The organism is Candidatus Acidianus copahuensis, assembly GCF_000632495.1.
In the GTDB taxonomy this organism is placed as follows: domain Archaea; phylum Thermoproteota; class Thermoprotei_A; order Sulfolobales; family Sulfolobaceae; genus Acidianus; species Acidianus copahuensis.
Genome location: NZ_JFZT01000019.1, coordinates 51466 through 76225 on the forward strand (window position 1 = coordinate 51466; position 24760 = coordinate 76225).

25 protein-coding genes are annotated in these 24760 nt (G+C 36.4%); 13 read left to right on the forward strand and 12 right to left on the reverse strand.

What is annotated here, in order from left to right; all coding sequences use genetic code 11:
- Nucleotides 1–2 precede the first annotated feature (2 nt).
- Nucleotides 3–827: an SIS domain-containing protein gene (locus tag CM19_RS02895; RefSeq protein WP_048098945.1), complete on the reverse strand. Its 825-nt coding sequence runs from the start codon at nt 825–827 to the stop codon at nt 3–5.
- Nucleotides 828–868: 41 nt separating this feature from the next.
- On the opposite strand from CM19_RS02895, the gene CM19_RS02900 reads away from it, so the two are divergent.
- The 5 genes from CM19_RS02900 (at nt 869) to CM19_RS02920 (ending at nt 5359) form a co-directional block, all read left to right on the forward strand.
- A complete protein-coding gene (locus CM19_RS02900; protein WP_048098946.1) occupies nt 869–1999 on the forward strand; it encodes an amidohydrolase family protein in 1131 nt (376 codons plus the stop codon).
- Entirely contained in the window at nt 1974–2732 is a 759-nt protein-coding gene (taw21, locus tag CM19_RS02905) for a tRNA 4-demethylwyosine(37)-methyltransferase Taw21 (RefSeq protein WP_048098947.1), read from the forward strand. Before CM19_RS02900 ends, taw21 begins: the two co-directional genes overlap by 26 nt.
- A gap of 80 nt (nt 2733–2812) precedes the next feature.
- The gene (locus CM19_RS02910; RefSeq protein ID WP_048098948.1) at nt 2813–3031 is read left to right on the forward strand and encodes a hypothetical protein; all 219 of its coding nucleotides are present in this window, start codon (nt 2813–2815) and stop codon (nt 3029–3031) included.
- A 40-nt stretch (nt 3032–3071) separates the two neighbouring features.
- Nucleotides 3072–4358: a glutamine synthetase family protein gene (locus tag CM19_RS02915; RefSeq protein ID WP_048098949.1), complete on the forward strand. Its 1287-nt coding sequence runs from the start codon at nt 3072–3074 to the stop codon at nt 4356–4358.
- Nucleotides 4358–5359, forward strand: a complete 1002-nt coding sequence (locus CM19_RS02920) for an alcohol dehydrogenase catalytic domain-containing protein (RefSeq protein WP_048098950.1) — start codon at nt 4358–4360, stop codon at nt 5357–5359. The genes CM19_RS02915 and CM19_RS02920 overlap by 1 nt, the downstream gene beginning before the upstream one ends.
- Here the strand turns inward: CM19_RS02920 and rtcA are convergent.
- On the reverse strand, nt 5343–6350 hold the full coding sequence (rtcA, locus tag CM19_RS02925) for an RNA 3'-terminal phosphate cyclase (protein ID WP_048098951.1): 1008 nt from the start codon (nt 6348–6350) through the stop codon (nt 5343–5345). The two genes, CM19_RS02920 and rtcA, sit on opposite strands and share 17 nt — an antisense overlap.
- Nucleotides 6351–6362: 12 nt before the next feature.
- On the opposite strand from rtcA, the gene CM19_RS02930 reads away from it, so the two are divergent.
- Nucleotides 6363–6707 (forward strand): hypothetical protein, encoded by a 345-nt coding sequence (locus CM19_RS02930; protein ID WP_052349427.1) that lies wholly within the window; start codon nt 6363–6365, stop codon nt 6705–6707.
- A gap of 68 nt (nt 6708–6775) precedes the next feature.
- On the opposite strand, the gene CM19_RS02935 is transcribed toward CM19_RS02930, so the two are convergent.
- Together CM19_RS02935 and CM19_RS02940 are read right to left on the reverse strand one after the other, a co-directional pair.
- Entirely contained in the window at nt 6776–7831 is a 1056-nt protein-coding gene (locus tag CM19_RS02935) for a Y-family DNA polymerase (protein ID WP_048098952.1), read from the reverse strand.
- Nucleotides 7828–8679: a PfkB family carbohydrate kinase gene (locus CM19_RS02940; RefSeq protein ID WP_048098953.1), complete on the reverse strand. Its 852-nt coding sequence runs from the start codon at nt 8677–8679 to the stop codon at nt 7828–7830. Before CM19_RS02940 ends, CM19_RS02935 begins: the two co-directional genes overlap by 4 nt.
- Nucleotides 8680–10108: 1429 nt before the next feature.
- Between CM19_RS02940 and agl3 the strand changes: the two genes are divergently transcribed.
- On the forward strand, nt 10109–11266 hold the full coding sequence (gene agl3, locus CM19_RS02945; protein WP_048098954.1) for a UDP-sulfoquinovose synthase: 1158 nt from the start codon (nt 10109–10111) through the stop codon (nt 11264–11266).
- Here agl3 and CM19_RS02950 read toward each other — a convergent pair.
- From CM19_RS02950 to CM19_RS02970, 5 genes are read right to left on the reverse strand one after another with little or no spacing between them, the layout of a single operon-like run.
- Entirely contained in the window at nt 11261–12019 is a 759-nt protein-coding gene (locus CM19_RS02950; RefSeq protein ID WP_048098955.1) for a nucleotidyltransferase family protein, read from the reverse strand. The genes agl3 and CM19_RS02950 overlap by 6 nt on opposite strands.
- A 1-nt stretch (nt 12020) precedes the next feature.
- On the reverse strand, nt 12021–12830 hold the full coding sequence (locus CM19_RS02955; RefSeq protein ID WP_048098956.1) for a class I fructose-bisphosphate aldolase: 810 nt from the start codon (nt 12828–12830) through the stop codon (nt 12021–12023).
- A gap of 17 nt (nt 12831–12847) precedes the next feature.
- Nucleotides 12848–14359 carry an MATE family efflux transporter gene (locus CM19_RS02960; protein WP_048098957.1) on the reverse strand — a complete coding sequence of 504 codons (1512 nt, stop codon included), beginning with the start codon at nt 14357–14359 and terminating at the stop codon, nt 12848–12850.
- 1 nt (nt 14360) lies between these two features.
- Complete coding sequence (locus CM19_RS02965) at nt 14361–14591, reverse strand: hypothetical protein (RefSeq protein WP_048098958.1); 231 nt, start codon at nt 14589–14591, stop codon at nt 14361–14363.
- A 38-nt stretch (nt 14592–14629) separates the two neighbouring features.
- A complete protein-coding gene (locus CM19_RS02970) occupies nt 14630–15025 on the reverse strand; it encodes a CBS domain-containing protein (protein ID WP_048098959.1) in 396 nt (131 codons plus the stop codon).
- Between the two features lie 356 nt (nt 15026–15381).
- Between CM19_RS02970 and htpX the strand changes: the two genes are divergently transcribed.
- Nucleotides 15382–16374 (forward strand): zinc metalloprotease HtpX, encoded by a 993-nt coding sequence (gene htpX, locus CM19_RS02975; protein ID WP_048098960.1) that lies wholly within the window; start codon nt 15382–15384, stop codon nt 16372–16374.
- A 41-nt stretch (nt 16375–16415) separates the two neighbouring features.
- Here the strand turns inward: htpX and CM19_RS02980 are convergent, their stop codons facing one another.
- Nucleotides 16416–17525 carry a GMP synthase (glutamine-hydrolyzing) gene (locus tag CM19_RS02980; RefSeq protein ID WP_048098961.1) on the reverse strand — a complete coding sequence of 370 codons (1110 nt, stop codon included), beginning with the start codon at nt 17523–17525 and terminating at the stop codon, nt 16416–16418.
- Between the two features lie 3 nt (nt 17526–17528).
- Nucleotides 17529–18908, reverse strand: a complete 1380-nt coding sequence (locus CM19_RS02985) for a cobyric acid synthase (RefSeq protein WP_048099002.1) — start codon at nt 18906–18908, stop codon at nt 17529–17531.
- A 14-nt stretch (nt 18909–18922) separates the two neighbouring features.
- Between CM19_RS02985 and cobS the strand changes: the two genes are divergently transcribed.
- Both cobS and CM19_RS02995 read left to right on the forward strand, forming a co-directional pair.
- Complete coding sequence (gene cobS / locus CM19_RS02990) at nt 18923–19651, forward strand: adenosylcobinamide-GDP ribazoletransferase (protein ID WP_048098962.1); 729 nt, start codon at nt 18923–18925, stop codon at nt 19649–19651.
- On the forward strand, nt 19624–20535 hold the full coding sequence (locus CM19_RS02995) for a cobalamin biosynthesis protein (protein ID WP_048098963.1): 912 nt from the start codon (nt 19624–19626) through the stop codon (nt 20533–20535). The genes cobS and CM19_RS02995 overlap by 28 nt, the downstream gene beginning before the upstream one ends.
- On the opposite strand, the gene CM19_RS03000 is transcribed toward CM19_RS02995, so the two are convergent.
- The gene (locus tag CM19_RS03000; protein ID WP_048098964.1) at nt 20464–21480 is read right to left on the reverse strand and encodes a zinc-dependent dehydrogenase; all 1017 of its coding nucleotides are present in this window, start codon (nt 21478–21480) and stop codon (nt 20464–20466) included. The two genes, CM19_RS02995 and CM19_RS03000, sit on opposite strands and share 72 nt — an antisense overlap.
- 79 nt (nt 21481–21559) lie before the next feature.
- On the opposite strand from CM19_RS03000, the gene CM19_RS03005 reads away from it, so the two are divergent.
- The 3 genes from CM19_RS03005 (at nt 21560) to CM19_RS03015 (ending at nt 24759) form a co-directional block, all read left to right on the forward strand.
- A complete protein-coding gene (locus tag CM19_RS03005; protein WP_048098965.1) occupies nt 21560–22105 on the forward strand; it encodes a M48 family metalloprotease in 546 nt (181 codons plus the stop codon).
- Nucleotides 22106–22168: 63 nt separating this feature from the next.
- On the forward strand, nt 22169–24298 hold the full coding sequence (gene cutA / locus CM19_RS03010) for a glyceraldehyde dehydrogenase subunit alpha (RefSeq protein ID WP_048098966.1): 2130 nt from the start codon (nt 22169–22171) through the stop codon (nt 24296–24298).
- Complete coding sequence (locus CM19_RS03015; protein WP_048098967.1) at nt 24298–24759, forward strand: DUF1947 domain-containing protein; 462 nt, start codon at nt 24298–24300, stop codon at nt 24757–24759. Before cutA ends, CM19_RS03015 begins: the two co-directional genes overlap by 1 nt.
- Nucleotide 24760: the final 1 nt, after the last annotated feature.

Below are 24760 nucleotides of genomic sequence, written 5' to 3' on the forward strand. Positions count from 1 at the left end.
GATCAATATATCATCTTAGAGCTTAAGTCTAATATTTTTTTATCAGATAAAAAGAATGGTTTCTCGAGTCTTTCCTTTTTTGCAGTCTCAATTATAGCCTTTATTATGAATTTTGCGTTACAGAATGCGCCCATGCAAGGTGTTAAGTGGACTTCAGTAAAATCAATTCCTTCTGAGAGATCCCTTTCTCTTTTATCTCCACTTGATAAAATGAATATTTGTCTTTTTCTTGTAGAAAAAATAGGAGAATGGCAAAATTGTTCTAATCTCTCGTAATTTGATGATCTTCCAAAAATCTCTGCTAATTTGAGATAAGCGAAGTAAGCTATTCCATAATTCTCGTTACTTCCCACAAAGAAAGGTGAGGAATCTAATGTAACTACTCCATCAGGCTCTTCTTCATCCTCTTCTTCTCCAGCTAATGAATATAGAGCACTTAATGAAAGTAAAAAGGAAAGAGAACCAGGTAAGGTAATACTTGATCTATAGGGCAAGTCAATAGTCTCATCTGCTAGTGTTGCTAGTTGTGACGAACGATTAGCGGTAATTGCAATTATTTTTGTCCTTCCCTTAAATTTTTTTACTAACTCTATGTTAGTTTTAGGCTTTCCTGATACTGATAAAACTATTAAAGGCATATTAAGTTGGGCTTTCATTGCCTCATATGGATCTATGGCGATAAATCTTCCGTTAGTCTTTCCTTGTATGCTTAGAGCTGCGGCATAGGAATCCCCTGCTCCTGTTACATACGCTTTCTCGACTCTACTTGGTGTAGAAACCTTAGAATAACTATTTAGTTCTTTTTCCATCAATCTTGCTAACTCCATATCCCTAAGTTATAAAATCCCAAAATCGGATTTAAGTTGAATTGAAGGTTCTTATTAAGTCTGGTTTGGCTTTTGTAGAAGGATCTCCTATCAAAAACGTTAACATAGGAATTAACGAAGGAAGAATAGAGGTAATAAGCAGAAACCAGATCGAGGAATATAACGATGCAGAATTAGTGATAAGCGGTAATGATAGAATCGTCTCTCCCGGTTTCATTGTAGCTCAATCCTTTATTCAGTTCTATCCGCTTAGATATAGAATATTTTCTGGAAAGATTAATATTAATGAATTAATATCAAGTATGGATTCTAATATAGCATATCATTTTTCGTTGTTAGGAGCATACCATCTATTGAAGTCTGGAGTAACAACCGTTCTAGTTACTGGTCCGTTTGTCGATAGTGCGGCTAGAGCTGTAAAACAGGTAGGACTGAAACCAATAGTAGCTGTCGGTGTAGGTTGTTATTGGGATAAAGGAGATTGGAAGAAGAATTTTATTTCCATGAAAGAGAGATGGGGAAATAGTGATAGCCAAGGAGTTGTATTAAAGCTTTGTGATGAAAATTATGTAGAAGAAGTGTTTCATGTTGCAAAGGAGTTTAACTCTATTGTACTTCTAGACAGGACTGTAGACCTAAGAGGAATAAAAGCGGAAAATTATCCTAGACTTGTCGGTTTGGGAGGGGGATCAAGAAAAGACCTGGAGGTAATTAAAAACGCTAGAGGGAGTATATCGTTCATTCCAAGTTTTGAGGTGTCTAGATTCCCGTTAGGTAGCTTTAAGCCCTCAATTTCTATAGATCTTGTTCCAAGTTTTGACATTAGATCTGAAATGATGAGCGCTACAACTAGGTTATTATTAACTGCTGAAGAAGCGTTTAAGGCTAGTACTGAATGGGGTTATTTGCAACTAGGCATTGAGGGAGGTATCCTCTCAGTGGGAAAGAGTTCAGACATAATTATTTTCCAGGCAAACGAACCACCTGCATACCCAATGGATATACGATCTCCTTATGAAACGTTAATTTTTTCGTCAGATAACTTAGAGACTGTGATTAGGGATGGAGAGGCAATATTGGATGGCGGAGTTTCCCTAAACATTGGAAGTAAAGACATTGACGAGGCATCGGAAAAGGTAGAGGAAATTGACAAAAGAGTGGAAAAGGATTGAGATATTAGGAGATATAGCTATTATTGGAATACCTTTCAATGCTAACTATGATTTACTTTACAGCAAAGCTAATGAGGTGATGAAAAATAACAAGTATGTTAAATCGGTATGGGGAAGGTTCAGGGATACCAAGGGAGATTTTAGACTACCGACCTACACCCATATAGCCGGCGAGAAGAGAAGTGAAACAATTTTTAGAGAAAATGGTTGTATTTACTTTCTTGATATAACTAAGGTATTTTATTCATCCAAGTTATCATATGAACATCTAAGGATAGCTAGCCAGGTAAAACGGGGAGAGAAGATAATTAACATGTTTTCAGGATATGGGCCGTTTTCAATTCTTTCGGCTAAGATCGGATCTCCTGCAGTTGTGTACTCTTTTGATATTAATCCATATGCATATTATTATATGATGGCTAACGTGGGACTAAATAAGACATGGTCAGTAATTCCAATTTACGGTGACGCGTTCAAAAAAATTTACTCTGTAGATGACGTTGATAGAGTAATATGTCCTTTACCTGAAAAGAGTAGGGAAGCATATGAGGTCGCTAAGCAAAAAGTAAAGCCTGGAGGGATAATTCACTTGTTTACTGAAGTTGAAGTTGCAAAAGGTGAGGATCCTGTTAAAAAGGCGCTAAACGAATATAAGGGAGCATACTTTGGTAGGATAGTAAGGAGCGTTAAACCATATCTCTATCATGTCATTCTTGATATAAAGGTAGATTAATATCATATAATATAAAATTTGGATCCATGAAAATTAGGTTAAGACGCTAATTTATAACTTGGAAAGACAATTCTAATTTGTTGGACATTCAAATAATGAGCTTAGGATATACAGTTTCACAGAAAAAGAAAGTAGTAATAGGAAACCATGTTATAACATTTAAGAGAAGGAAAAGGGGAGAGGAATATTTGTACATTGTTGAGGAATACTTCATGGGAAAACTGACCAGAAGGGGTATATTTTCAGAGTACAGTAACGCAGTAATGTATGCAGGGAATATAATTTACGCTTTGCTTTAAGTTTTTTATTTCCGGAGTAACTTTGCTTTAAGGTTTGAAATTGTCAAAGGATGAATTACTTGAAGCGCTAAAATCTGGAAGGATAGACTACATAAGGGTAGAATTTATAGATCTACTAGGAAACGTTAGAGGTAGATCTCTAAGGAGAGCTGAATTTGAGACAATAACTCAGAGAGATTCAGGTATATCATATCCAGAGTCCCTTGCATTACTTGACTATAAGGATCAGCCCATAAAGGACAAGTACGAAGACATTTTGGCTATACCCGATCCGTCAACTTTTGTCGCGATACCGTACTTAGAAAGGACAGCTAGAGTTCTATCATTCCTTTTTTATCCTGACTTCACTCCTTCTCCCTATTGTAGCAGAGGTATACTAAGGAAAGCTATACATAAATTGGAAGAAAAGGGATACTCACTCCAAATAGCTTTAGAACCGACCTTTTACCTGATAAAGGAAAATGAAGAAAAACTGTTACCAGCAGATGAATCGAGGGCATTTTCTCCAGAAGGACTAATGGAGGAGCAAAACTTCCTAAAAGATCTCATAAAGGATCTCGAAAGTGTCGGAATTCAAGTAAAAACTATAAATAAGCATTATGGCCCTGCTCAATACGAGATAGGATTTGAGGAGAAAGAAGCTTTATCTGCTGCAGACTCCTTAACTACAAGTAGGGAGATAATTAGAGATGTAGCTAGGATATACAACATGTACGCTACATTTATGCCTAAGCCATTTTCTGACATGCCAGGTAGTAGTATGGACGTATACTTCAAATTGCTTAGAAAGGACGAAAAGGAAACTATGACTGATCCAAATGATCCTAAAGGATATGGAATAAGCAGAGTCGCATATAGTTTTGTAGCCGGTATTCTCGATCATCTAGGTGGAATAATGGCATTTGCTTCTCCTACGATAAATTCATACAAAAGATTCAGGGAAATTATTACTCCCGCGCTAGGGGGAATGGGTAGTGAAAGGCATTTCGTAGTAAGAATTCCAAGTAATTTTAGGGAAATAAAGTCCCTTGAATTTCGTCTTGCAGATCCATTAGCTAACTCTTACCTTATGCTATCGTCTATTATATTCGCTGGAATAGATGGAATAGAAAAAGACCTGGACCAGGAAATAGATGTAGCTACAGTTAATATCCCAAAAAGCTTACAGGAATCTTTAAAGAGGTTGGATGAGGATAACGTACTCAAGTTTTCTTTGGGAACAGATCTGGTATCTGCTTTCATTGATCTGAAGAAGAGAGAAATAGAAAGCTATGAGAGTTATGTGAGTGATTGGGAAGTGTCCTCATATCTTAAGGCTGGTTGGTAATGAAAGCAGCTGTATTTAACGACATCGGTAAACCACTTAGTTTTGAGAATGTTCAAGACCCTGAACCAAAGGATGGAGAAGTTCTTCTGAAAGTTTTGGGAACTGGTTTATGTCATGGTGACGTCCATATAATTATGGGCGATTGGTTGGGAGACATCTCTATAAAATCTCCTCTCATATTGGGCCATGAAATAGTTGGAGAAGTCATTAAAGGTGGAGAAAGGGTAAAGGAAGGTGACGTAGTGGCTGTATATAACGCATTTGGTTGCGGAAAGTGTAAAGCATGTCTTAAAGGCTATCCACAGTATTGTGAGAAAGTAAAGGTTCTTGGAGTTGAACAAAACGGAGGCTTTGCGCAATATGTAGTAATTCCTTCAGAAGAAAACCTTTTTAAGATTCGTGGAAATCCTTTAGAAATCGTTCCTTTAGCTGACGCTGGTGTTACTGCTTACAATTCAGTTAAAGGGATTGAGAAGGGGGATAAAGTAGCTATTATAGGAACAGGAGCTGTAAGCATGTTAGGTATTCAGATCCTTAAAACTAGAGGAGCAGAGGTAACTGTAGTCGGTAGAAATAGAATAAAGCTTAATAAAATGAGCGAATTGGGCGCCGATGAAGTGGTTGAATCTAAAGGCAATTATATTACAGATCTCTCTGCTAAGACTGAGAACAATAAGTTCGACTATGTAATAGATTATGTAGGAAATGACCAGTCGCTTATGGACTCGATGTGGTTACTCTCCAGGTTAGGAGAGTTAAGAATTGTTGGAGAATTTGGAGGTACTCTGAATGTTCATGAGCAACTGCTTGTGTTAAGAGGTCTTAATGTTAGGGGAATACTTTACGGCAGTAAGAATGATATGGCAGATGTAATTTCTCTTTATTACAATGGCAAAATAAAAACTTTGGTCGTTCCATATTCATTGCAAGAGATAAATCAGGCTATAGACGATATGATAGAAGAAAGAATTATAGGTAGAGCAGTTATAATTCCGCCTTAAATACGAACGGGCTAACTCCGGAAATTTCGATTTTTGTATTAGGAAAGAACTTTCTAATTACCTCTGCGTTTGTCTTTGCGTGACAAGTTAACCTCGAACCAGTATATTTTCCTCCATAAATGGAGGCATAAAGCATTAGCATGTCGCTCATATATCTATCTATAGCTCCACCTGACTTTAGATCTTCCATTAATTTTGTAGCAGCCTCTCTGCCAACAATCTCAGCCCTTTTCCCTTTTTCTCCAAGTGAATCCGATCCCATAACGCTCTTCCCATATGCCGCTAATGTAATACCAGAACCAACACTTTCTCCCTCTCTTATATCAGCCTCTATTTCAACTGTGACACCTAATTTGTCTAAAACTTCCTTTGATCCTGTAATTTGCCTTTCTGCTACATGAGATGGGAGAGAGGATGCGTGAGATATACCTTTAATTATCTCAACTCTACCAAGTTCTGTTATATCAAATTGACCTGGATTACCTTGGAAATTGAAAAGTCTTATCGCTCCTCCACCTTTGGGATAATGCCCTCTCTTTATTAGTTCTATCTTTCCGTTTACTCCGATATTCTCCAAAATTTTTAAGAATACTAATCTCATGTAGTCGAATGTAGGTGATTTAGGCACATCTGTTCCCCCAGTTAACGTAATGGTCAATCTAGAGTTAATTAATAAGGGAATTATCGTATTAGCTATCAAAGTAACGCTTCCTGCTGTACCTACGTTAAACTCTAATTTTCCTTCCCTTTTTATTTCTTTTGGAGTAAACAATATCTCCATAGAATTAATGAAATCTCCCTTAGTCTCAGCATCTGTCAAGTATTTCATTAGCTTAACTGCAGTCAGATGTTGATGTTGTAAACCTGGATTTGGTCTATTAGCTCTTATATTGTAGACTTTAATTGCCTTTCCTGTTAAAGCTGAAAGAGTTAGTGAAGTCCTAAGAATTTGACCTCCGCCTTCACCGAAAGACCCATCTATTTCAATCATGATTTAAGTGTTATGAAGGTAAAAATAAAGCCAATACTTCAGATTGTTGGTCACGAGGAATTAGTTGTAATTCCTATATCAATTTATGGAAAATATGTTTTAGGTCTTAACTTTTATGAAGATGTTGACGGTGGAAGATTAGCTAGACTAGTTTTAGTTATGGATAAATATGGCGAAATAACGGGAATTTCTGTAATTGAAGGTGATAAAGGAGTTGTTAGTGCATTTGGAGTTAAAGAGACTTTCTTAGAACTCTCTAAGGCGATAAAAATAGAGAGAAAATTGGAGACAAGTAGACTTCCATTTTTTGTAAATATTAAGAAAAAAATGAACCAGAAACAGAAGATAGAGGAATAACCGGATATAAGAATTACATGATGCTAAATCCTAATGTGGATTTCTCAAAGATAAAGGACATAGTAAAGCTAGAGGTTGAAGAACTTGTCCAGAGTTGACGATTTACTTATCTTTCCCAATCTAACTCCAACCCTTCTTAGCTTTCTATTGTCTTCTTTCAAAATATCTGATATTAATTTTTTTGCTTCTCTTTTTGCAATTTCCCTACTAATTCCAAAAGTAAAGGTCTTTTCTCTACTCACTATATTTAGATCTTCCATAATAGCTATTATCGCAATAGACCTTGGAATTCCCTCGGACTTAGAATAAGCATCGTCTATTGCCCTTTCTAGGTAGGGTAAAATATAGGTCAATTCCCTGCTATTTTCACCAAGAGTAACATATCTTCCTTTATGCTTGATATTCCTTGGTTTTACTGGATCTAAGAAAGTTCCACTAGCTAATGAGATCAGATATCTGGACTTAGCTTTGCCTATTATCTTCTCAAGACGGTTCAAATCAGCATCTAATACATCGATTAACCTGGAAATTCCAACTTCCTTGAGCCTTTCCTGAAGAATCTTACCGATTCCAGGAATTTCGTCAATATTTAACGAGTTCATAAAATCATTCACTTCCTCAGGCCTTACTACTCCTAACCCGTTAGGTTTACTCCTGTCTGCAACGATCTTTGCAAAGACCTTGTTGGGGGCAATTCCGACCGTTAGCGATATGCCCTCTCTTGATTTAATGTAATCCTTTATTTTTTTGCCTAAAGCAACTGCGTCGTCATAATCCTTAACTTTCTGCGTAATATCTAAGTAAGCTTCGTCAATACTTGCAATTTCAATTTTTTCAGAAAATGATGAAAGAATATTCATGATTCTTTTCGATAGTTGGAAATATATCTCTTTTCTCATTGGTAGAAACACAGCAGTTGGTGCGAGTTCCTTTGCCTTTATTATTGGAATTCCAGCCTTTACGCCAAGCTTTCTTGCAATATAGTTAGCAGTTGCTACCGCACCGCTATCCTTTGTTCTTCCAGAAAAAACGCAAACCACTACGGGTTTTCCCTTTAATTCGGGATTCAGAATCTCCTCTACTTGAGCGAAAAAGTAGTCAAAATCTACGAAAAGAACTATCATGCCCTGCATTTAACCTCTAACTTCTCTGATTTTAGCCTTTGCATTACTTCTACAAGGCTAGGAGATGAGATTCCTCCGATTCTTGTAACCTTTAAGCCAGAAGCAACAATAGCATATTTTAATACATCCTCTATACCTTCACCTTCTAGCATGAAAACATTAAATGCTGCATCAAACACATCACCTGCACCAGTAGTATCTATAGCTTGTATTTTTAGTGCAGGAGCAACACACTCCTCTGAACCATAAACGTATGCTCCTCTACTTCCCCTTTTTACGACTACCATATCAGCATTTACTCTTGACTTTAATAATTCGTGTTCCTTCTCGTTTACAAAGAGAATATCAACCCTTCTTCCATCATAGGACGAAGCGTAAGCTCCAGGATCATATGTTATCAATTTCGTCCTTATTTCTTTAGGGATAGATTCAGGAGGAATAGAAGCAAAGTGAATTATGTCAAACATTCCTGAGAATCTCATTACGTCTCCAGATGAAGGTAAAAGCGAGCTAGTAGTTTTTCTTACAATAGATATTGAACCATCATCTCTAAGGAATATAATTGCTGAGGACGGTTTAACATCAAGATGTTCGACAAACTCTAATCCTACACCCTCCTCAGCTAAAGGAACCATTAAAGAGTTCAATATAGAGCTTTTCCCAGTCTTAGCGTAAAGCTTAGAGCTATGACCTAATCTGTTCACTGCAACTGAGTAATTAGTTGCTGAACCTCCAGGAAGTATTTCAAGTATGTCAGTGAAAGATCTCTCGTCAGGAGATGGAATTTGATTTAACTTTGTAATTATATCTATATTGAACTTTCCAACAGCAAGATGAACTGGTTTCATCAGTTAGCCGCCACCTCTTCACTGGTCGGACTCAAAGGTCTTCATCACGACTATATTTGGACATTGCTAAGTTTTAAGTTCTTTACAAGTTTAAAGTGGTAGCACGTTAAGAATTTCTTGAATATTTTTAGGAAAAAGAGTCAAGAATTCCCTAGCACCTCCAGATATTCGTGTCTTCAAGTGCTCAAGATGTAGATAAGAAATGATAGAGACGTTAACGCTTCTGAGAACATAAGGAAAAGAAGATAGAGAAAAGATCAAAAACGAAAAAATGAAGGAAAAGGAATCACTACTACTCTATTTCTTTTCTATCCCTATAACAAAGTGGGGTTTGAGTTTTACGGACATTTATTGTCTTGTTCGTAAAACCCTTGGGCTTTACAACGTTCTGAACAAAGATCATTGCGCCCTATTAGCGGGATAACCCCATCCACAACCCTAAGAGACAAGACCTTATGGCTATGGGAAAATCCGCACAACCTTAATTCCACCCTAACGTTTTTCCCCTTCTTCGGGTCTACCTCACCCTCATGCGGGACAAGTTAATATTGTTTTTGGAATTAAGAATTTTGGAAAATGAAAATCATGAACCGCATAAAAATGTCATGGTTTAAGCGAAACTGTTGACAATAGCGTTTTATAAAAGACGAGGAAAAAAGACAGAAGATCCTTGATCACTTTCGCAATCACCTTTCCACCTTAAATTCTGCTCCGTAGTGGATCCACCTATTATGCCTTGAAGGACGTAAATTAGTATGGTGAGGTAGTGAGACCGCTACTCGTAACCTCTTCCCGAGTGAGTTCTGTAACACTTCAGTGGGATAAGGATGTCATGAGTAAGTGGCAAGTTCTCCTCTGAAGACCTTAGACTTAAACTCTAGATAGCAAAAAGAACCGAACAGTAAGGCTATTATAGGATGATCATGTAAACCTCTTACTACTCCTCAGCAAAACTCATTATAAACTCTAGGAAATAGAGCGAGTAAAAACCTAAATCAATGCAAAAGTACAATGAGTTTCTTTACCTGCTATTTCTCCTTTTACTATTCTAGGACTTCGATTCTAAATTCTAATATTTGTCTACTTGAAGCACGTTAAAGGTTCTTGCTATTCTTTCAACCTGCTAAGATGTGTATCCAGATTATTGTTCTAACTACCTCTTTTATCTTCTCTCCTTTAAGTCCAAGGGGATAATAATTTTCTTTCCTTACCTGATTTAGTTTTGTCCGATTATCGCTATTCTCCTTTGGTAATGTCGCTCTCTTAAATTGTCTTTGGTTGTATAGTTAAAATCAAAATTTTATCAAATATTAATATTTTTATATCCACATATTTTTACTATGCCGAGTTTTGATTTAAGGGAAGATTTGGGTAGCTCACAGATTCGATGCATAACCCTTTTATTTTCTACAATTTGTAATGTTCTTTAATGAAAGTTTTAGTCCTAGGTGCAGATGGATACCTTGGCTGGCCATTATCCTTAAGGTTAGCCATAAAAGGACATGAAGTAATGGGTATAGACAATCTAGCGACAAGAAGAGCAGTAGAGGAAATAGGTTCAAATTCGGCCTTTCCTCTTCCAAGTCCACAGGAGAGGGTGAAGGAAGCAAAGAGGATATTAGGAGTAAACATTGATTTCTCAATAGGCGATATTACAAATAAGGAATTTTTAAGAGAGGCTATCAAGAGCTATAAGCCAGACGCGGTTGTACACTTTGCTGAGCAGAGATCAGCTCCTTACTCTATGAAGGATTTAGATCACGCAGTTTATACGGTGCGAAATAATTTAGAAAGCACTCTTAACTTAATCTATCTTGTTAAGGATATAGATCCTTCTATACATATCCTTAAAATGGGTACAATGGGCGAATACGGTACTCCGAATTTCGATATACCTGAGTCTCCTTTCGTTGACGCAATAGTAAATGGAAAAAATGATAAAATATTTACTCCAAGATGGGGAGGTTCAGTTTATCACATGTCAAAGATATTTGATAGCTACTTCCTAGCCTATTTCAACAGGATTTTTAACTTAACAATAACGGATATAATGCAAGGCCCAGTTTATGGAACTAGAACATCTGAGATTGTGGAAGAGAGTTTAAGAACTAGATTTGATTTTGATGAAACTTGGGGTACAGTTGTTAACAGGTTCTGCGTTGAAGCAATATTGGGAATCCCATTAACTCCTTATGGAAAAGGAGGACAAACTAGGGGGTTTCTCTCTCTTGAGGATAGCATAAATGCCTTAACTCTTCTCCTAGAAAATCCACCTAAGAGAGAAGAGTATAGAGTAGTTAATCAGTTTATGGAGATCTATAGTATAAATGAAATCGCAGAAATTGTGAAGAGAGCTGGAGAGGATCTCGGCCTGGACGTTACTATTAATCACGTTGAAAACCCAAGAGTGGAGGCTGAAGAGCACTACTATAACCCAGAAAGAAAAGTTCTACCCGCACTTGGCTATAAGCCAAAGAAAAATTTGGCTGAGGAAGTGAAGATAATGATTGAGGACTTAATTCCATATAAGGAAAGACTTGAGAGATATAAAACAGCTATAATGCCTAAAACTAAATGGAAATCATAAGCTCGTATATGAGTATTGCAGAGCTCTATAGTAACTTTCAGGATCTCCAACATTTAACCATCTTTCTTTTTCAAGCTGTATTCCAAGAACCTCCCCACCTTCTTTTATTATTTCTTTTATTCCATTAGTTAACTCTAACTCCTTATCCTCACTTCTTTCCACTTTTTTAAGCTCCTTAAATATCTTATTATTAAAAATATAAACTGCAGATATAGCCAAATTTGAAAATGGTTTTTCAGGTTTCTCTTGAACATCAATAATCCTGAAAAGTTTATGTCCCATAAAATTACCGTTCTCCTTAGGTTTTATTATACCATATCTTTGAGGGTTTTCCACTTCTCTCAAAAGAAGCACACCATCAGGTTTGTTTTGATCGAAGAGATTTGACGCCTCTTTATATCCACCTGTTAACACTCCATCGTCTGCATGTATAAAGACTGGAGAGTTAGAGGCAAAATCCTCAGCCTTAAGGACAGCATCGCCGAAACCCCTTGGAGTGTCTTGAAATACAAACGTAACCCCTCTTTCAAAAAGATAATCCATGAGTAGTTTTCCATGTTTTCCTACAACTAAACAGTACTTCTCTACTCCCACATCTGCTAGAGAACCCATGATAAGGTCAATTACAGGCCTCATTACCTTCTTTCCGTCTTCACTTATAAAAAGTGGTAGAAGAGCTTTGGGAAGTACTGAGGTGATATACTTCATCCTACTTCCTTTTCCCGCAGCAGTTATAATTGCCTTACCTATCATTTTACAACATCTTCACAGCTTCTTCTACTCCTATTCTTCCCTTAACAAGTTCAGATATAGCCCTAGCCATCTTTCCTGGATCTTTGGATTGCCATAGGTTTCTTCCAACAGTTATCCCACTCGAACCGACATCTAGTGCATCCTTAAGCATTGAAATAAATTCTCGATCATCATTGGTTTTAGGACCGCCTCTTATTAATATGGGAGAAAAAGCTGTATTCACTACCTCTTTGAATCCTTCCTTATTTCCGGTATAATCTACTTTCAATATATCAGCTCCAATTTCAGAAGCAAGTCTAGTAACATATTTCACTAGTTGGACGTCCTTAACAGAATCTGGATTTTCTGGCACGACATAAAGCGGTTCTACTATAAATGGAATCCCGTACTCATGGGCTTCCTTTCTAGCTAAGGAAATCCTTTCTATGTTATATCCTTCGACTTCATCCTCGCCATATCCTACTACAAGGTAAGTTACAACTGCGTCCGCTCCAGCCTCTACGGCATCCTTTACTGAATATACTAAGGAATAATAGCCTGAACTAAACTTCTTTTCCTTTCTCCATACATTTGCCGTATCAAGTCTGGCTATTAGCATTGGCGAGGATCTAGAGTAAAAGTTCTCTTCAACTCTCTTCAGCATAGCAGGAGTCATTTGTAATGCGTCTGGATAGTTTGAAAGTTTTTCAACCAATGGTATAGGATCTTCTATTCCTTTTAAAGGTCCCATTACTAAACCATGATCTAGGGCTACAACAAACGCTTTTCCGTTTTGAAAAAGCCTTCTCATTCTTATATTAAGACCAGACATATGGGTTTGGTATACTTCTATCGTTTAAAGTTTTTTAGAAAGGAAATTCCAGACTTAAGCAGTTGTTTTGCGTAAGGGTTTAGAACAAGATTTAATATAACATATATCGTTAACCCAAGAATTGATTCCTCTGTCATTATCCTCAGTTCATACAGAGTCTTTCCATACTCGGTTTTTGCTAGGATAAATGGGAAGCCGGAGATTATAGAGATGAGAATTGGGAGGAGAAACTCCTTTGTTGGCATTGAGAAATTATAAAGGCGCTTAGAGATCTTGAACGAATAGAACAACATGCCTATGGAGTTAGTTAAAACTGCCGAAGACATAAGAAGAGCTAAAAATGGCGAGTTCTCTTCTACATTTCCTTTATCTCCTAACAGAAAGATTAAGGCAGATACTATAGAGACTGAAATTGCTGAAATGATTACATTCTTTACTGTTAGAGATGCAGTATTTCCCTTAAATTCATTGACGGATTCAGGACTTAAACTTTCATCCTTCATGTAAATAGCTTTGTAGAAGATCGAATACAAACCTCTTAGAAAATTAGATACTGAAAGCACATAAAGAGCAAATATGGAATCTATGTACTCTGGTCTTAAAACGTAAAGTAACTTGTCTCCATCAACTATTATTAGCATGATAAAAATTCCGGAAGAGATTGCAAACAACTTAAGTGCAGTCTCCACAATTTTTGCGTCTTTATTTTCATGTAGCTTTAGTATTAACCCATCAACAGATGCCTGAGACCATATAATAATATTAGCAATGATCAATGCTGATTCAAAGTAGGAAACAGGTTCCGTTGAATGGACAGCTTCAACTACTACCCAAACTAAGGTTGCCTCGATTATGAGTTGGACGTAGTTCATAATAAATACCAATGATTTTCTAGCTGCTATGATAGCAAGCTTAAAGTCTACTTTCAAATTAGCTTTAGAAAGAAACATATTAATTATAATCTGAGCCAGATATCCTAGAGAATAGGCAAATATTACGGCTATTATTGACAGATGGAGTAAGAACATCAGAATTATTCCTGACGAAAGTCTAATTAGTTGGAAGGCCATTGCAGATATTGCGATAACTCGAGGAGATTTACCTAAAGATGTTGATCCAGTTATCTTACTTAAATAGATTAGAACAATAAGGAAAAGTCCAGCCAGGAAATAAAGTGGTTCATAGTAATGTGATGCACTAATGAAATACGGAATAAGAAAAACATAAACAATAGATGATAAGGCCCCTGCTAGACCATTAAGTATAATGATACCTCCTACAGGTTTATTCTCCGAGGAGTACCTAGAGGTTATTGCTGAAAATAAGTCTGCTGGTATTGTAAAATATCCAGTTATTAGAACAAAAATGTATTGCCAAGCTCCAAAAGTTTCTATTGAAATTGAAGAAAGGTATCTGACAGCTAAGAGGGAAAACAAAAATGAGAAGGGCATAACGGCAGTCTTGATTAAGAGATTAAATATTCCTATTCTAGTTAAACCTGGAGTATTTTGAGCCTTCTTAGACTCCATATCAATCACAAAACAAATAATTTTCAATTCTTTTGATTACTACTTCATCGGATACTCCAGTTATTTTGAGATTAATTTTCTTCTTCACAGTTGTTTTTACCTTAGGCAAGCCAATGCATTCTTGGCTTTCATTTTTCACTATTTCTTGAATTATATCGCCAATATTTCTATTCCTCTCTTTGGAAATTTTCTCAAGTATCTCATACCATTCTCTCCAGATTCTAACATTCATTCAGCTTTGAATATAGTATTGCAGAAAAAAATGTTGTGCTAATATAAGCTATTTTCGTATATGTTGTCAAGGGCTTTTGCTACATCTCTTATAGAAATAATTCCCTTTAATTTCCCTTGATCGTCGACAACAGGTAAATGTCTTATATTATAATTTCTCATTAAGCTAAGTGCTGCCGTAACAGGAGAGTCTTCCCTCACAGTTATTAAAGAAACTGTCATTATGTCATCGACTTTATCATTAAGTCCCTTACCCTTACCTATAGCTCTAACTATGTCCCTTTCTGTAACTATTCCCTTTGGTTTATCTCCTTCAATTACTATTACTGATCCAACGTTACTTTCTGTCATAACCTTAGCAGCTTCTCTTATATCCATACTGCTTGATACAGTTATAACTGAAGTTCTCATATACTCTTTTATTGTTTCTTCCATATATTGATATTACGAAAAAGAAACTTTTAAAACTTAGTATAGCTTTCTGTGACTTCTTTATGGAAAACGCAAACAAGTTCTGCTCTCTAAGTTGGAGGGATGAGTTGAAAACGCATTAACCGTTGGACCATAAAAGGCTATACTGATCTTAAACGAGGTAAAGATCATATGAAAGTATAGAAGGTAAGTAAATCAGGTATAACGTATGTTATACGTTTTTCTTTCATTCCTCCTTAATTTGTATTACATTAATTTCAATTTATTTTTAAAAGTTTAAATATACTATAATTAACACGAAAAGATTTACATGGCTAAGATTTATAAACTCATTTGGAGAAGGGGATATTAGAAAGGCTATGAACTTAACAGTATTAAAACTTAAACTTGGAATGCTTTTTACTACCTTATCTATTCTGCTCTTAGGCTTTGCAGTAGCATTTGCAGTTGTAGCTTACTTGTACGGTGTTAGTTTCGCTCCTCTAGTAATATCTGGAATTCTAGGATTTGTAGCGTTCTTTTCGATAATACAGTGGCTTTTAGGACCTTATATGATAAATGCAATGTATAAAGCAGTTGAAGTTTCACCTGAAGATCCTAGATATGGTTGGTTGGTAGGACTAGTAAATGAAGTGGCAATGTATAATAAGCTTTCAACTCCTAAAGTTTATATAGCCGATGTTCCGTTCCCTAATGCCTTTGCTTATGGAAGTCCTTTAACAGGGAATAGAGTAGCAATAACTCTTCCGTTATTGAAAATGTTAAATAAGGATGAAATAATGGCAGTTCTAGGTCATGAGTTAGGGCATCTAAGGCACAAGGATGTACAGTTGCTTATGGCTGTAGGTCTGATACCGACTTTAATGTTCTGGTTAGGCTATACTTTTATATTTAGTGGAATGTTTGGTGGTGAGGGAAACGGTAGAAATAATGCTGGAACACTATGGCTAGTTGGAATAGCAATGCTAGCTATAAGTTATGTGTTCCAGTTCTTCGTATTATTCTTGAATAGGATGAGAGAGGCTTATGCTGATGTAAATTCTGCATTAACTGTACCTGGAGGAGCTGAGAACTTGCAAAGGGCATTGGCTAAGATAACTTTGTCGACTGATCCAAGAATTATCGAAAAATACAAGCAGAGAAACAGCAGTAAATCATTAACTAATATGTTGTTCTTCTCTCCCGTAGACGTTCCAGAAGACGTATCCGAGGCTAGCGTAGATGAACTTATAGAGCACTGGAAGAAGGAGAAGGTTCACTGGTATGATGACTTCTTTAGCGACCATCCAGCATCTCCAAAAAGGATTCAATTACTGGAGAAGCTAAAAGACGAAAAAGCTATTGCAAAGTAGGAATATTTTTTTAGATATTTATAATTTTAAACTATAATCTTTTATTCAAATTCAATAGTAGCTGGAGGTTTAGATGTTACATCATATAAAACTTCTGCTACTCCTCTTATTTTGACTAGTTCTTTAGCTATGGATATTAGGATATCCTCATTCAGCTCCACAAAGTCCGCCGTCATGAAATCTTCAGTTTTTACAGCTCTAATTATTACACTATAATTACCTTTTTCTGTTGATAGGATTTTTATCCCAACATGGGTTATATCATGTCTTGTAATTTTACTTACTAGATCTCTTATTTTGGGATAATTTAATTCAACATTTATCCCTGCAATTTTGCCATAGCTTCTAACGTCACCCTTAACTCCAGTAGCTTTGTCTGAGTAGATTGTTACTTCTTTACCTAATTCTGAAGATATTTCTCTATCTATTTTAGATTTATTTTGTATAACAACAGCAAAGTACTGAGATGCCATACCTTCTAGATATTTTTCAACTATTCCGGTAGCCTCTCTGACTACTTCGAGTTTTTCTCTAGTTAGTTCTCCAACTGATCTTATTAAAAGTCCAGGTCCAGGAAATGGTTGTCTCTCTGAGATATCTTTAGGTAAACCTAAGAATCTGGCTAGTTCCCTGACTTCATTCTTGTAGAGATCTGCTAAAGGCTCAATAAGTTTAAACCCCCACTTTGTCTGAGTATCTATACCCATCTGAACCAAAACGTTGTGCTGAGTTTTTATACCGCCCTGAGTTTCCACCCAATCGGCTGCAATTGTACCTTGAACTAAGGCTGATGCATTATACCTTTTAACGATCTCGGATATACTCTCATAAAATAAGTCTCTAAAGATATGTCTTTTTTCTTCAGCGTCTTTTTTTCCTTCAAGAGCAGAAAAGAACTTATCTTCAACGTTAATTACCTCTAAAGGCATCACATTTTTTAGCATTTCTTTAACTTTCTCCGCTTCTCCTTTTCTAAGGAAACCGGTGTCAAGCATTACAGGAATAACTTTATCACCAAGAAGAGTATACATTAGTGCAGCTGCAGTTGTGCTATCCACCCCACCACTCACTGCAGCAACTACCTTTTCGCCTTTTGTGACATTGTAAACTTGAGGTCTTATCTCTTCTACGAACTGACTGGGATTGAACACATGTTACACTATATTTGAGGTATAAATTTGTTCTACAGTTTCAACATCTATGTATTTTCTCAAGATTCTTGCTATTTTATCTACTTTTTCTCTACTCTCCTCATCAATCCTTTTCGAGTTATTTTTTATTCCAAAGAGATTAAGGGAAGAATAAAGAGAACCATGCAAACTTGTTCCAATTTTATCTCCTTTTAATGCTCCATCGTAAACTTCAACTTTTTCATTATTTCTTTCAAAGATTTTAAAAACTGGTTTATCATTGTTATATTCAATTTTACCTCTCCTTATTTCATATCCCTCAACAATACCGAATTCAGACTCAGCAACTGACCTTGAAACTACTTTTTCTTCTTCGTATATTATGTCAATATCAAAAATTCCCAAACCTTGATATTCTTTAGGAGATCCACTTTCAATTCCGTGTAAATCAACGATTTTTTTCCCCATAATTTGGAAACCACCACATATCCCAAGAGTGGGCATTTTCTTAATTTGTTCAGAAAATCCCCTCTCAACTAGCCAGACTAGTGATTCATAAGTGTTCCTAGTGCCAGGCAAGACAATAACATCGGATTTTTTTAGTTCTTTTGGACTTCTAATGAATCTAACTCTTGCGTTAGATTTTTCCAACGCTTGAAACTCATTAAAATTACTCATGTAAGGATAAGCTATTACGCCAACTTCAATTTCTCCATCCCCGATATCCTTAATATTCATTGAATCCTCTGCCATCATCGGTACGTCGTCTATATAGGGAATTGAACCTAAGTACTTCATTCCTGTTCTTTCTGTTAGCCAATTAATTCCATCTTCTAGATATTTTTCCTCTCCTCTTAATTTATTTATTATAAATCCAGAAAGTTTTTCCCTAATAGATGGTGGAACCATGTTGTATACCCCGTAAGCGGATGAGAATGATCCTCCTCTATCTATATCTAGCACAAGAATTATTGGAATCTTAAGGTCATACGAAGGGAGAATAGCAGTCATATCGTTATCCATAAAATTTGGTTCAATTCCCCCAGCTGCTTCTATTACAGTATTTTTTTTAACAAGATTTCTTATTTTTTTCCATATTTCTCCTATATTAGAGTAGTATTTTTTAGCGCTCATATTACCTAAGGACTTTCCAAACAGAATTACCTCTATTCCATTTCCAGAGGGCTTTAGTAAAACCGGGTTCATAGACCAAGAAGGTTCTAGTGTGGAACCCATTGCCTGAAATGCTTGAATGAAAGCCATTTCTCCTCCTTCAATAGAAGGATAGCTGTTTAGTGACATATTTTGAGCCTTAAATGGAATACCATCTAATATTCTGACTAATCCAGCTGTTACGAATGACTTCCCTGAATCACTCATAGTAGAAGATATTATAATTGCCACACTATCCACTACGTATGAAGGCATTAAAAGGAATCCTTTCGGAGATATCGTTCTTTACTATTATTCCATCAGTAAAAGCTGATATTGAGGTTATAGCGCAATATAGCTTCTTATCTCCCCTTATTATAGGATTAATTGCTAGTGTAGTAGATTTTTCCTTCTATTACATTTTCTTTCATTTCCTGGGAAGAATAGGAGGAATTCTCCTTATTCCAGTAATTGAAATATTTAGGGGTTTTAATCACTTAGATGGCTTGCTCGATATAGGAGATGGACTAATGGTAAGAGATCCTCAAAGAAGAATACTAGCAATCAAGGATGTGCAAGTTGGTTCTGGGGGAATAGGGATGGCTCTAGTGTATTTATCTCTAATGATTGTATCTCTTGAAACAATGCCTTCACCTTCAATTTACTCTTTCCTTAATCTTATTGGAGCAGAGATTTCAGCTAGAGGAATCGGAATACTTGTACTGTCCTTATATAGACCAGCTGAATGGAGTAGTATTGGTAAGACCTTCAGCTCTTATTTAAGAAGAAAGTATCCATACGTTATACTTCAAGTAATTCCATTCATTCTATTTTATCCTTTAATTGCCTTCTTCATTCTGACTTTTCTATTCATTCTTATTGCTAGGTATATAGGAGGTTCTACTGGAGATTTGGCTGGAGCTGCGATAACTTTATCCTTTCCGATAATGCTATTGATGGAGAGATATTGCTACTTGATCTCCTTAGTGCATTAGCTTTGGATTTAGTTCTTGGAGAACCACCAATCTATATTCATCCAGTTGTTATGACGGGTAAAATAGCTGAGAAGATCATAAAACCTTACAAAGGCTATATCTATGGAATAGTAATATGGATAATATCTGTTTTCCCCGTACTATTCCTTTTTTCATTGCCAACTTTACTTCCTACGGGTATAATAGGTTTCCTGCTTGTAGTTTTTGTTCTTAAAACAACTTTTTCCATTAAGCTGTTGTACAAATTAGTCTCATCATCACTAGACGAGAAAAAATCTAGAGAATTTGTGCAACAAATAGTAAGAAGAGATCTTTCAAAGGCTGATTTACCTCATATTTGGTCAGCCGCTATTGAGTCCCTCTTTGAGAGTCTAGTTGACGGTATTACCTCTCCTCTTTTTTGGTTCCTCTTATTTGGTATCCCTGGTTCTCTTCTTCAGAGGTTAGGGAATACTATGGATAGTATGGTCGGATATAAAACAGATGAACTCAGAAAGGAAGGATATTTTTCTGCAAAAGTTGATACTATAATGAATTACATACCTGCTAGAATAACTGGACTTATTATGATAATAGCTGGGAGGTTCATGAATTTAGATATTAGGAACGCAATAAATACGCTAAGACAAACTCATGAGATTGAAAGTGTAAACGCAAAGTATCCTATCTCAATAGTAGCTGGCCTCTTAGGAGTCAAGTTAGAAAAAGAAGGATTTTACGCTGTAGGAAATGGGAATCTCCCCACAAAAGAGGACGTTGAAAAAGCCCTTAGACTCTTTAAAATCTCTCTAACCCTTTACTTAATTATATTATTAATTATATATTATTGCCTTTATGGTTTTTCCATCTTTGGATATCCTTATGGCCTCATTAAATTCTTCTAGCTTAAATCTATGAGTTATAAGTTTTTCAACTTGAACTTTTTTCGTCGAGATAAGTCTAAGAGCCTCAATCATATCCTCTTCTATTCCTGCATTGCTGGATATAATAGAAATTTCATTATTTAGTAGATCGCTAACGTCATAATCTAGGACTGTCCCCTTATATGGAACGCCAAATAAAAGAACTCTTCCTCCTTTTCTAACAGATCTTAATCCTGAAACTATTGCAGTCGGTGATCCTGAGGCAATTATTGCCACGTCAACTCCTCTATTTTCTGTAAATTTCCTCACCTCTTCCTCAACTTTTATTTTCTTTGGATTAAGAGCCACGTCAGCACCTATACTTAATGCAAATTCTGCCCTAAATTCAGAGACGTCAGATACAATTACCTTATCTACATTTTTTGTTTTGAGAAGCATCACATGAAGTAAACCCATGGGTCCTGCTCCTACAACTAGAACTGAATCCTTGTCTTCTATTCCTATTCTTCTTTGAGCTCTAACTACGGTGCCGAGAGGTTCTATAAAGGATCCCTCGTCAAAGCTTACATTATCTGGAAGCTTAAGAATACCTCCTCGTGAAACATTCCATGCTGGAACTCTGAAGTATTCCGAAAAACCTCCTGGATCTAAATTTGTTTTTCTGTAGTAAGGGCACATTGTAGGACTTCCCTTTTTGCAATAATAACATTCGTAGCATGGTACGTGATGATGAGCAAAAACTCTTTCACCGGGTTTAATCCAGTCTACAGTTGATTGTTCAACTATTCCTGCAGGTTCATGTCCTAATATGGGCTGTGAGGCTGTGTATTGTCCGCATATCTTTTCTACGTCTGTTCCGCATAGTCCACAAGCTTTCATCTTAACTAATACGTCTCCTTCTAATAGTTTAGGGATAGGAACTTCCTTTAAGACTGGCTTACCACCTTCAAGTAGAATTGCCCTCATATATTTACGCTCATCCACGAGAATTTAAGCGAAACTTTCTTGGCACAGTATATATAGTAGTACATAAATAGTTTATAATATGAACACTTTCATATTACTCTCTCTTGTATTAATTGCTGTTGACGTTATTTACCTTGCTATTCCTTTTATTTTAACTAGAAAGTTAAAGGTTATCGAAATTCCTACTAATTTTGGTAACGTGAAAGTAAAGGTTATGGAAAGGAACGAAGTGAATGCATTTTCCTTTTACAATGGAGAATTAATAATTACTTCTGGTATGCTAAACTTGCCCTTAGAGGATATATCAGCAGCTATTGCTCATGAGATAGGACATATTAAGCTATTGCATCATCTTAAAACGCTACTGTTTATTAATATCATGCTTGCCATATCTCTTTACTTTTTCGGCACACCTTACATATTAATTATAGTTTCCATCATAATGATTTTACTTCAGAGATTTCTTTCAAGGCTTTTTGAAATACAAGCAGATAGCTTTGCCGGTAGTCTAGTAGGGAAGGAAAACGTTATTGACTTAATTATGAAATTTGGAGAGAGAAAAGCAGGTTTACTTTCTACTCATCCTTCAGCACTAGTTAGAGTGAACTATTTAAGAAGAGGTTAAACTTTGATTCTCTTTTTCCTAAAATCCCAAAAAATTTAAGGATATAAATATATACTTCTATTTATGCAATATGTAGGAAGGCCGATAAAGAGGATAGAAGATCCTAGGCTAATAACAGGAAAGGGAACATATGTAGATGATATTAAGTTACCTGGAGAAATGTTTGTTGCTTTTCTAAGATCAAGTAAGCCACATGCTTATATTAACGTCAAGAAAGCAGAGGGAATTTTTACAGGTGAGGACATAAATCCCGGAGCTGACTTCCCAATAGCAAGTAAGGAAGTAACATATGTTGGACAGCCTATAGCAATTGTAATAGCAAAAGATAGATATGAAGCATATGATCTTTTAGAGAGTATTGAAGTAGAATATACTGACCTTCCATTTACTCTAGATCCAGAAAAAGCAGTTAAGGATGAGGTAAAAGTTTATACTGGCTTAAAGAGTAATATATACTTTAATAAACAGTACATTTCTGGTGATGCAGATAAAGCTCTAGAGAAAAGTGATCTCGTGATTGATGGAGAACTGATTAATCAACGAGTCATAGCATCTCCTATAGAGACCAGAGGTATTTTAGCCAATTTTGATGGTCAAAAGCTTACTGTTTGGTCATCTACGCAGTCCGCTCATTTCTTGAGAAGGAATTTGGTTAGCTATCTTGGAATGTCAAACGTAAGGGTTATCCAACCAGATGTGGGTGGAGCATTTGGCAGTAAGATAATAAGTCATCCAGAATATTATGCGGTATCCAAGTTAGCAATTAGAACTGGCTTTCCCCTCAAATGGGTTCCAACCAGGACAGAGGAAATGATAAGTGCTGGGCATGGAAGGGATAAAAAGTTTAAGTTTAAGGTCGGCTTTAAGAGGGATGGTACAATAACTGCCCTTAAGGGAGATGTAATAGGAGATTTGGGCGCACCCTATTATGACGCTAATGACGATGAGTCTGGTAACGTATTAAGTACAACAAGGATGATATTAGGTCCTTATAGAATAAGGGATGCATTAGTTAACGCCATAGCAGTACATACAAATAAGGTTCCAACAACATCCTACAGGGGAGCCGGAAGGCCAGAGGCCACTTACTTCATAGAGAGGATAATTAACATGATTGCTAACGAAGTCAAATTAGATCCAATAGATGTTAGACTCAAGAATGTTATAAGGCCAGAAGAGATGCCATATAAGAACGGATTTGGGATAACTTATGATACGGGAGATTATCCGTCAATTTTAGAAAGAGCTAGATCTCAGTATAAAGAGCTGATCTCTGAGGCTAAAAGAGATGAATGCGTAGGGTTGGGCATGTACGTTGAAATAACTTCTTTTGGTCCATGGGAAACAGCTAGAGTTTTTGCAAAGTCCGATGGAAAAGTGGTCGTTATAACCGGTTCAGGTCCTCATGGACAAGGAGATGCTACAGGAATGGCACAGATAGCTGCAGACGTTTTAGGGATTTCTATGGATGAGATCGAGGTAAAGTGGGGCGATACTGATATCATAGAAGACGGGATAGGCACTTGGGGGAGTAGAACTATAACGGTTGGTGGTTCAGCAGTAATGAAGGCTTCCCAAGAATTAAGGGAAAGATTGGTCTCAGCTTCTGCAAAAATGTTGAATGCGCAGCCAGACGAAATTGAGATTTCTAATGGGAAAATTACAAGTAGGAAGGATAGTAAATCTGCAACGATAAGGGAAGTAATATCCTTTGCCTACTCTAACGGTATACCATTAGATGTGACGTATGTCTACAATCCAGGAAAACCAACTACGCCATACGGTGTTCATATGGCCTTAGTTAACGTGGACAAGGATACTGGAATTATTAAAGTAAAAAAGTATGTTGCCATTGACGATATAGGTAAAGTAATTAATCCATTAACCGCAGAAGGGCAAATTCAAGGTGGAGTTGTTCAAGGTATAGCACAAGCAATCTACGAGGAGGCAGTAATAGATGGTCAGGGAAGTTTAGTAGACTCTAACCTCAACGATTACGGATTTCCAACTGCTGTGGAATCTCCTACTATTATTTGGGAATATATAGAAAAAGGTCTTTCCTCTCATCCTACTGGAAGTAAAGGCGTAGGCGAAGCGGGTGCAGTTGTTGGGACTCCGGTTATAGTTAATGCTGTAGAAAACTGCTTAGGTAAGAAGATAGTCAAAATGCCTATAAAAATAGATGAGGTTTAATGCAAAGGCACTTTTTGTCTCAGAAGGAACTTAAAGCTGTAATTGAGAAGGTAAAACAAAAATACAATATAGACATAAATCCCGAAAAGGCTGAAATAGGAAAAGAGAAAAAACAAATTTTTTTCTTCTTTGATGGAAAGCTCAGTTTATTTTCAGAAGAACTAATACCGACATTATGCTTAATAGAATCCCTGAAATTAGATCTTCCATATGTTGAAGTTGATGAAGGAGCAGTAAGAGCCATACTCAAAGGTGCAGATCTTTTTGTTCCTGGTATTAAGTCCTTTCATTGCGAAAATAGTAAGCCGGGAGATATTATTTTAGTCAAGACAACTGCAGAGAGACCTATAGCTGTTATGAAAATGCTTATAACCGTCGAAGAGGCTCTTTCCACTAAGAAGGGAAAGTTCGCTCAATCCCTTCATTTCTTAGGCGATGAAATATGGAAAATGTGCAGGTGAT

Excerpts from the sequence above, each read along its gene's own strand:
- CM19_RS02895 (WP_048098945.1), bottom strand. The coding sequence starts at position 827 with ATGGAGTTAGCAAGATTGATGGAAAAAGAACTAAATAGTTATTCTAAG.
- CM19_RS02920 (WP_048098950.1), top strand. The coding sequence starts at position 4,358 with ATGAAAGCAGCTGTATTTAACGACATCGGTAAACCACTTAGTTTTGAG.
- rtcA (WP_048098951.1), bottom strand. The coding sequence starts at position 6,350 with ATGATTGAAATAGATGGGTCTTTCGGTGAAGGCGGAGGTCAAATTCTT.
- CM19_RS02930 (WP_052349427.1), top strand. The coding sequence starts at position 6,363 with ATGAAGGTAAAAATAAAGCCAATACTTCAGATTGTTGGTCACGAGGAA.
- CM19_RS02935 (WP_048098952.1), bottom strand. The coding sequence starts at position 7,831 with ATGATAGTTCTTTTCGTAGATTTTGACTACTTTTTCGCTCAAGTAGAG.
- CM19_RS02940 (WP_048098953.1), bottom strand. The coding sequence starts at position 8,679 with ATGAAACCAGTTCATCTTGCTGTTGGAAAGTTCAATATAGATATAATT.
- agl3 (WP_048098954.1), top strand. The coding sequence starts at position 10,109 with ATGAAAGTTTTAGTCCTAGGTGCAGATGGATACCTTGGCTGGCCATTA.
- CM19_RS02950 (WP_048098955.1), bottom strand. The coding sequence starts at position 12,019 with ATGATAGGTAAGGCAATTATAACTGCTGCGGGAAAAGGAAGTAGGATG.
- CM19_RS02955 (WP_048098956.1), bottom strand. The coding sequence starts at position 12,830 with ATGTCTGGTCTTAATATAAGAATGAGAAGGCTTTTTCAAAACGGAAAA.
- CM19_RS02960 (WP_048098957.1), bottom strand. The coding sequence starts at position 14,359 with ATGGAGTCTAAGAAGGCTCAAAATACTCCAGGTTTAACTAGAATAGGA.
- CM19_RS02965 (WP_048098958.1), bottom strand. The coding sequence starts at position 14,591 with ATGAATGTTAGAATCTGGAGAGAATGGTATGAGATACTTGAGAAAATT.
- CM19_RS02970 (WP_048098959.1), bottom strand. The coding sequence starts at position 15,025 with ATGGAAGAAACAATAAAAGAGTATATGAGAACTTCAGTTATAACTGTA.
- htpX (WP_048098960.1), top strand. The coding sequence starts at position 15,382 with ATGAACTTAACAGTATTAAAACTTAAACTTGGAATGCTTTTTACTACC.
- cobS (WP_048098962.1), top strand. The coding sequence starts at position 18,923 with ATGAAGGCATTAAAAGGAATCCTTTCGGAGATATCGTTCTTTACTATT.
- CM19_RS03000 (WP_048098964.1), bottom strand. The coding sequence starts at position 21,480 with ATGAGGGCAATTCTACTTGAAGGTGGTAAGCCAGTCTTAAAGGAAGTT.
- CM19_RS03005 (WP_048098965.1), top strand. The coding sequence starts at position 21,560 with ATGAACACTTTCATATTACTCTCTCTTGTATTAATTGCTGTTGACGTT.
- cutA (WP_048098966.1), top strand. The coding sequence starts at position 22,169 with ATGCAATATGTAGGAAGGCCGATAAAGAGGATAGAAGATCCTAGGCTA.
- CM19_RS03015 (WP_048098967.1), top strand. The coding sequence starts at position 24,298 with ATGCAAAGGCACTTTTTGTCTCAGAAGGAACTTAAAGCTGTAATTGAG.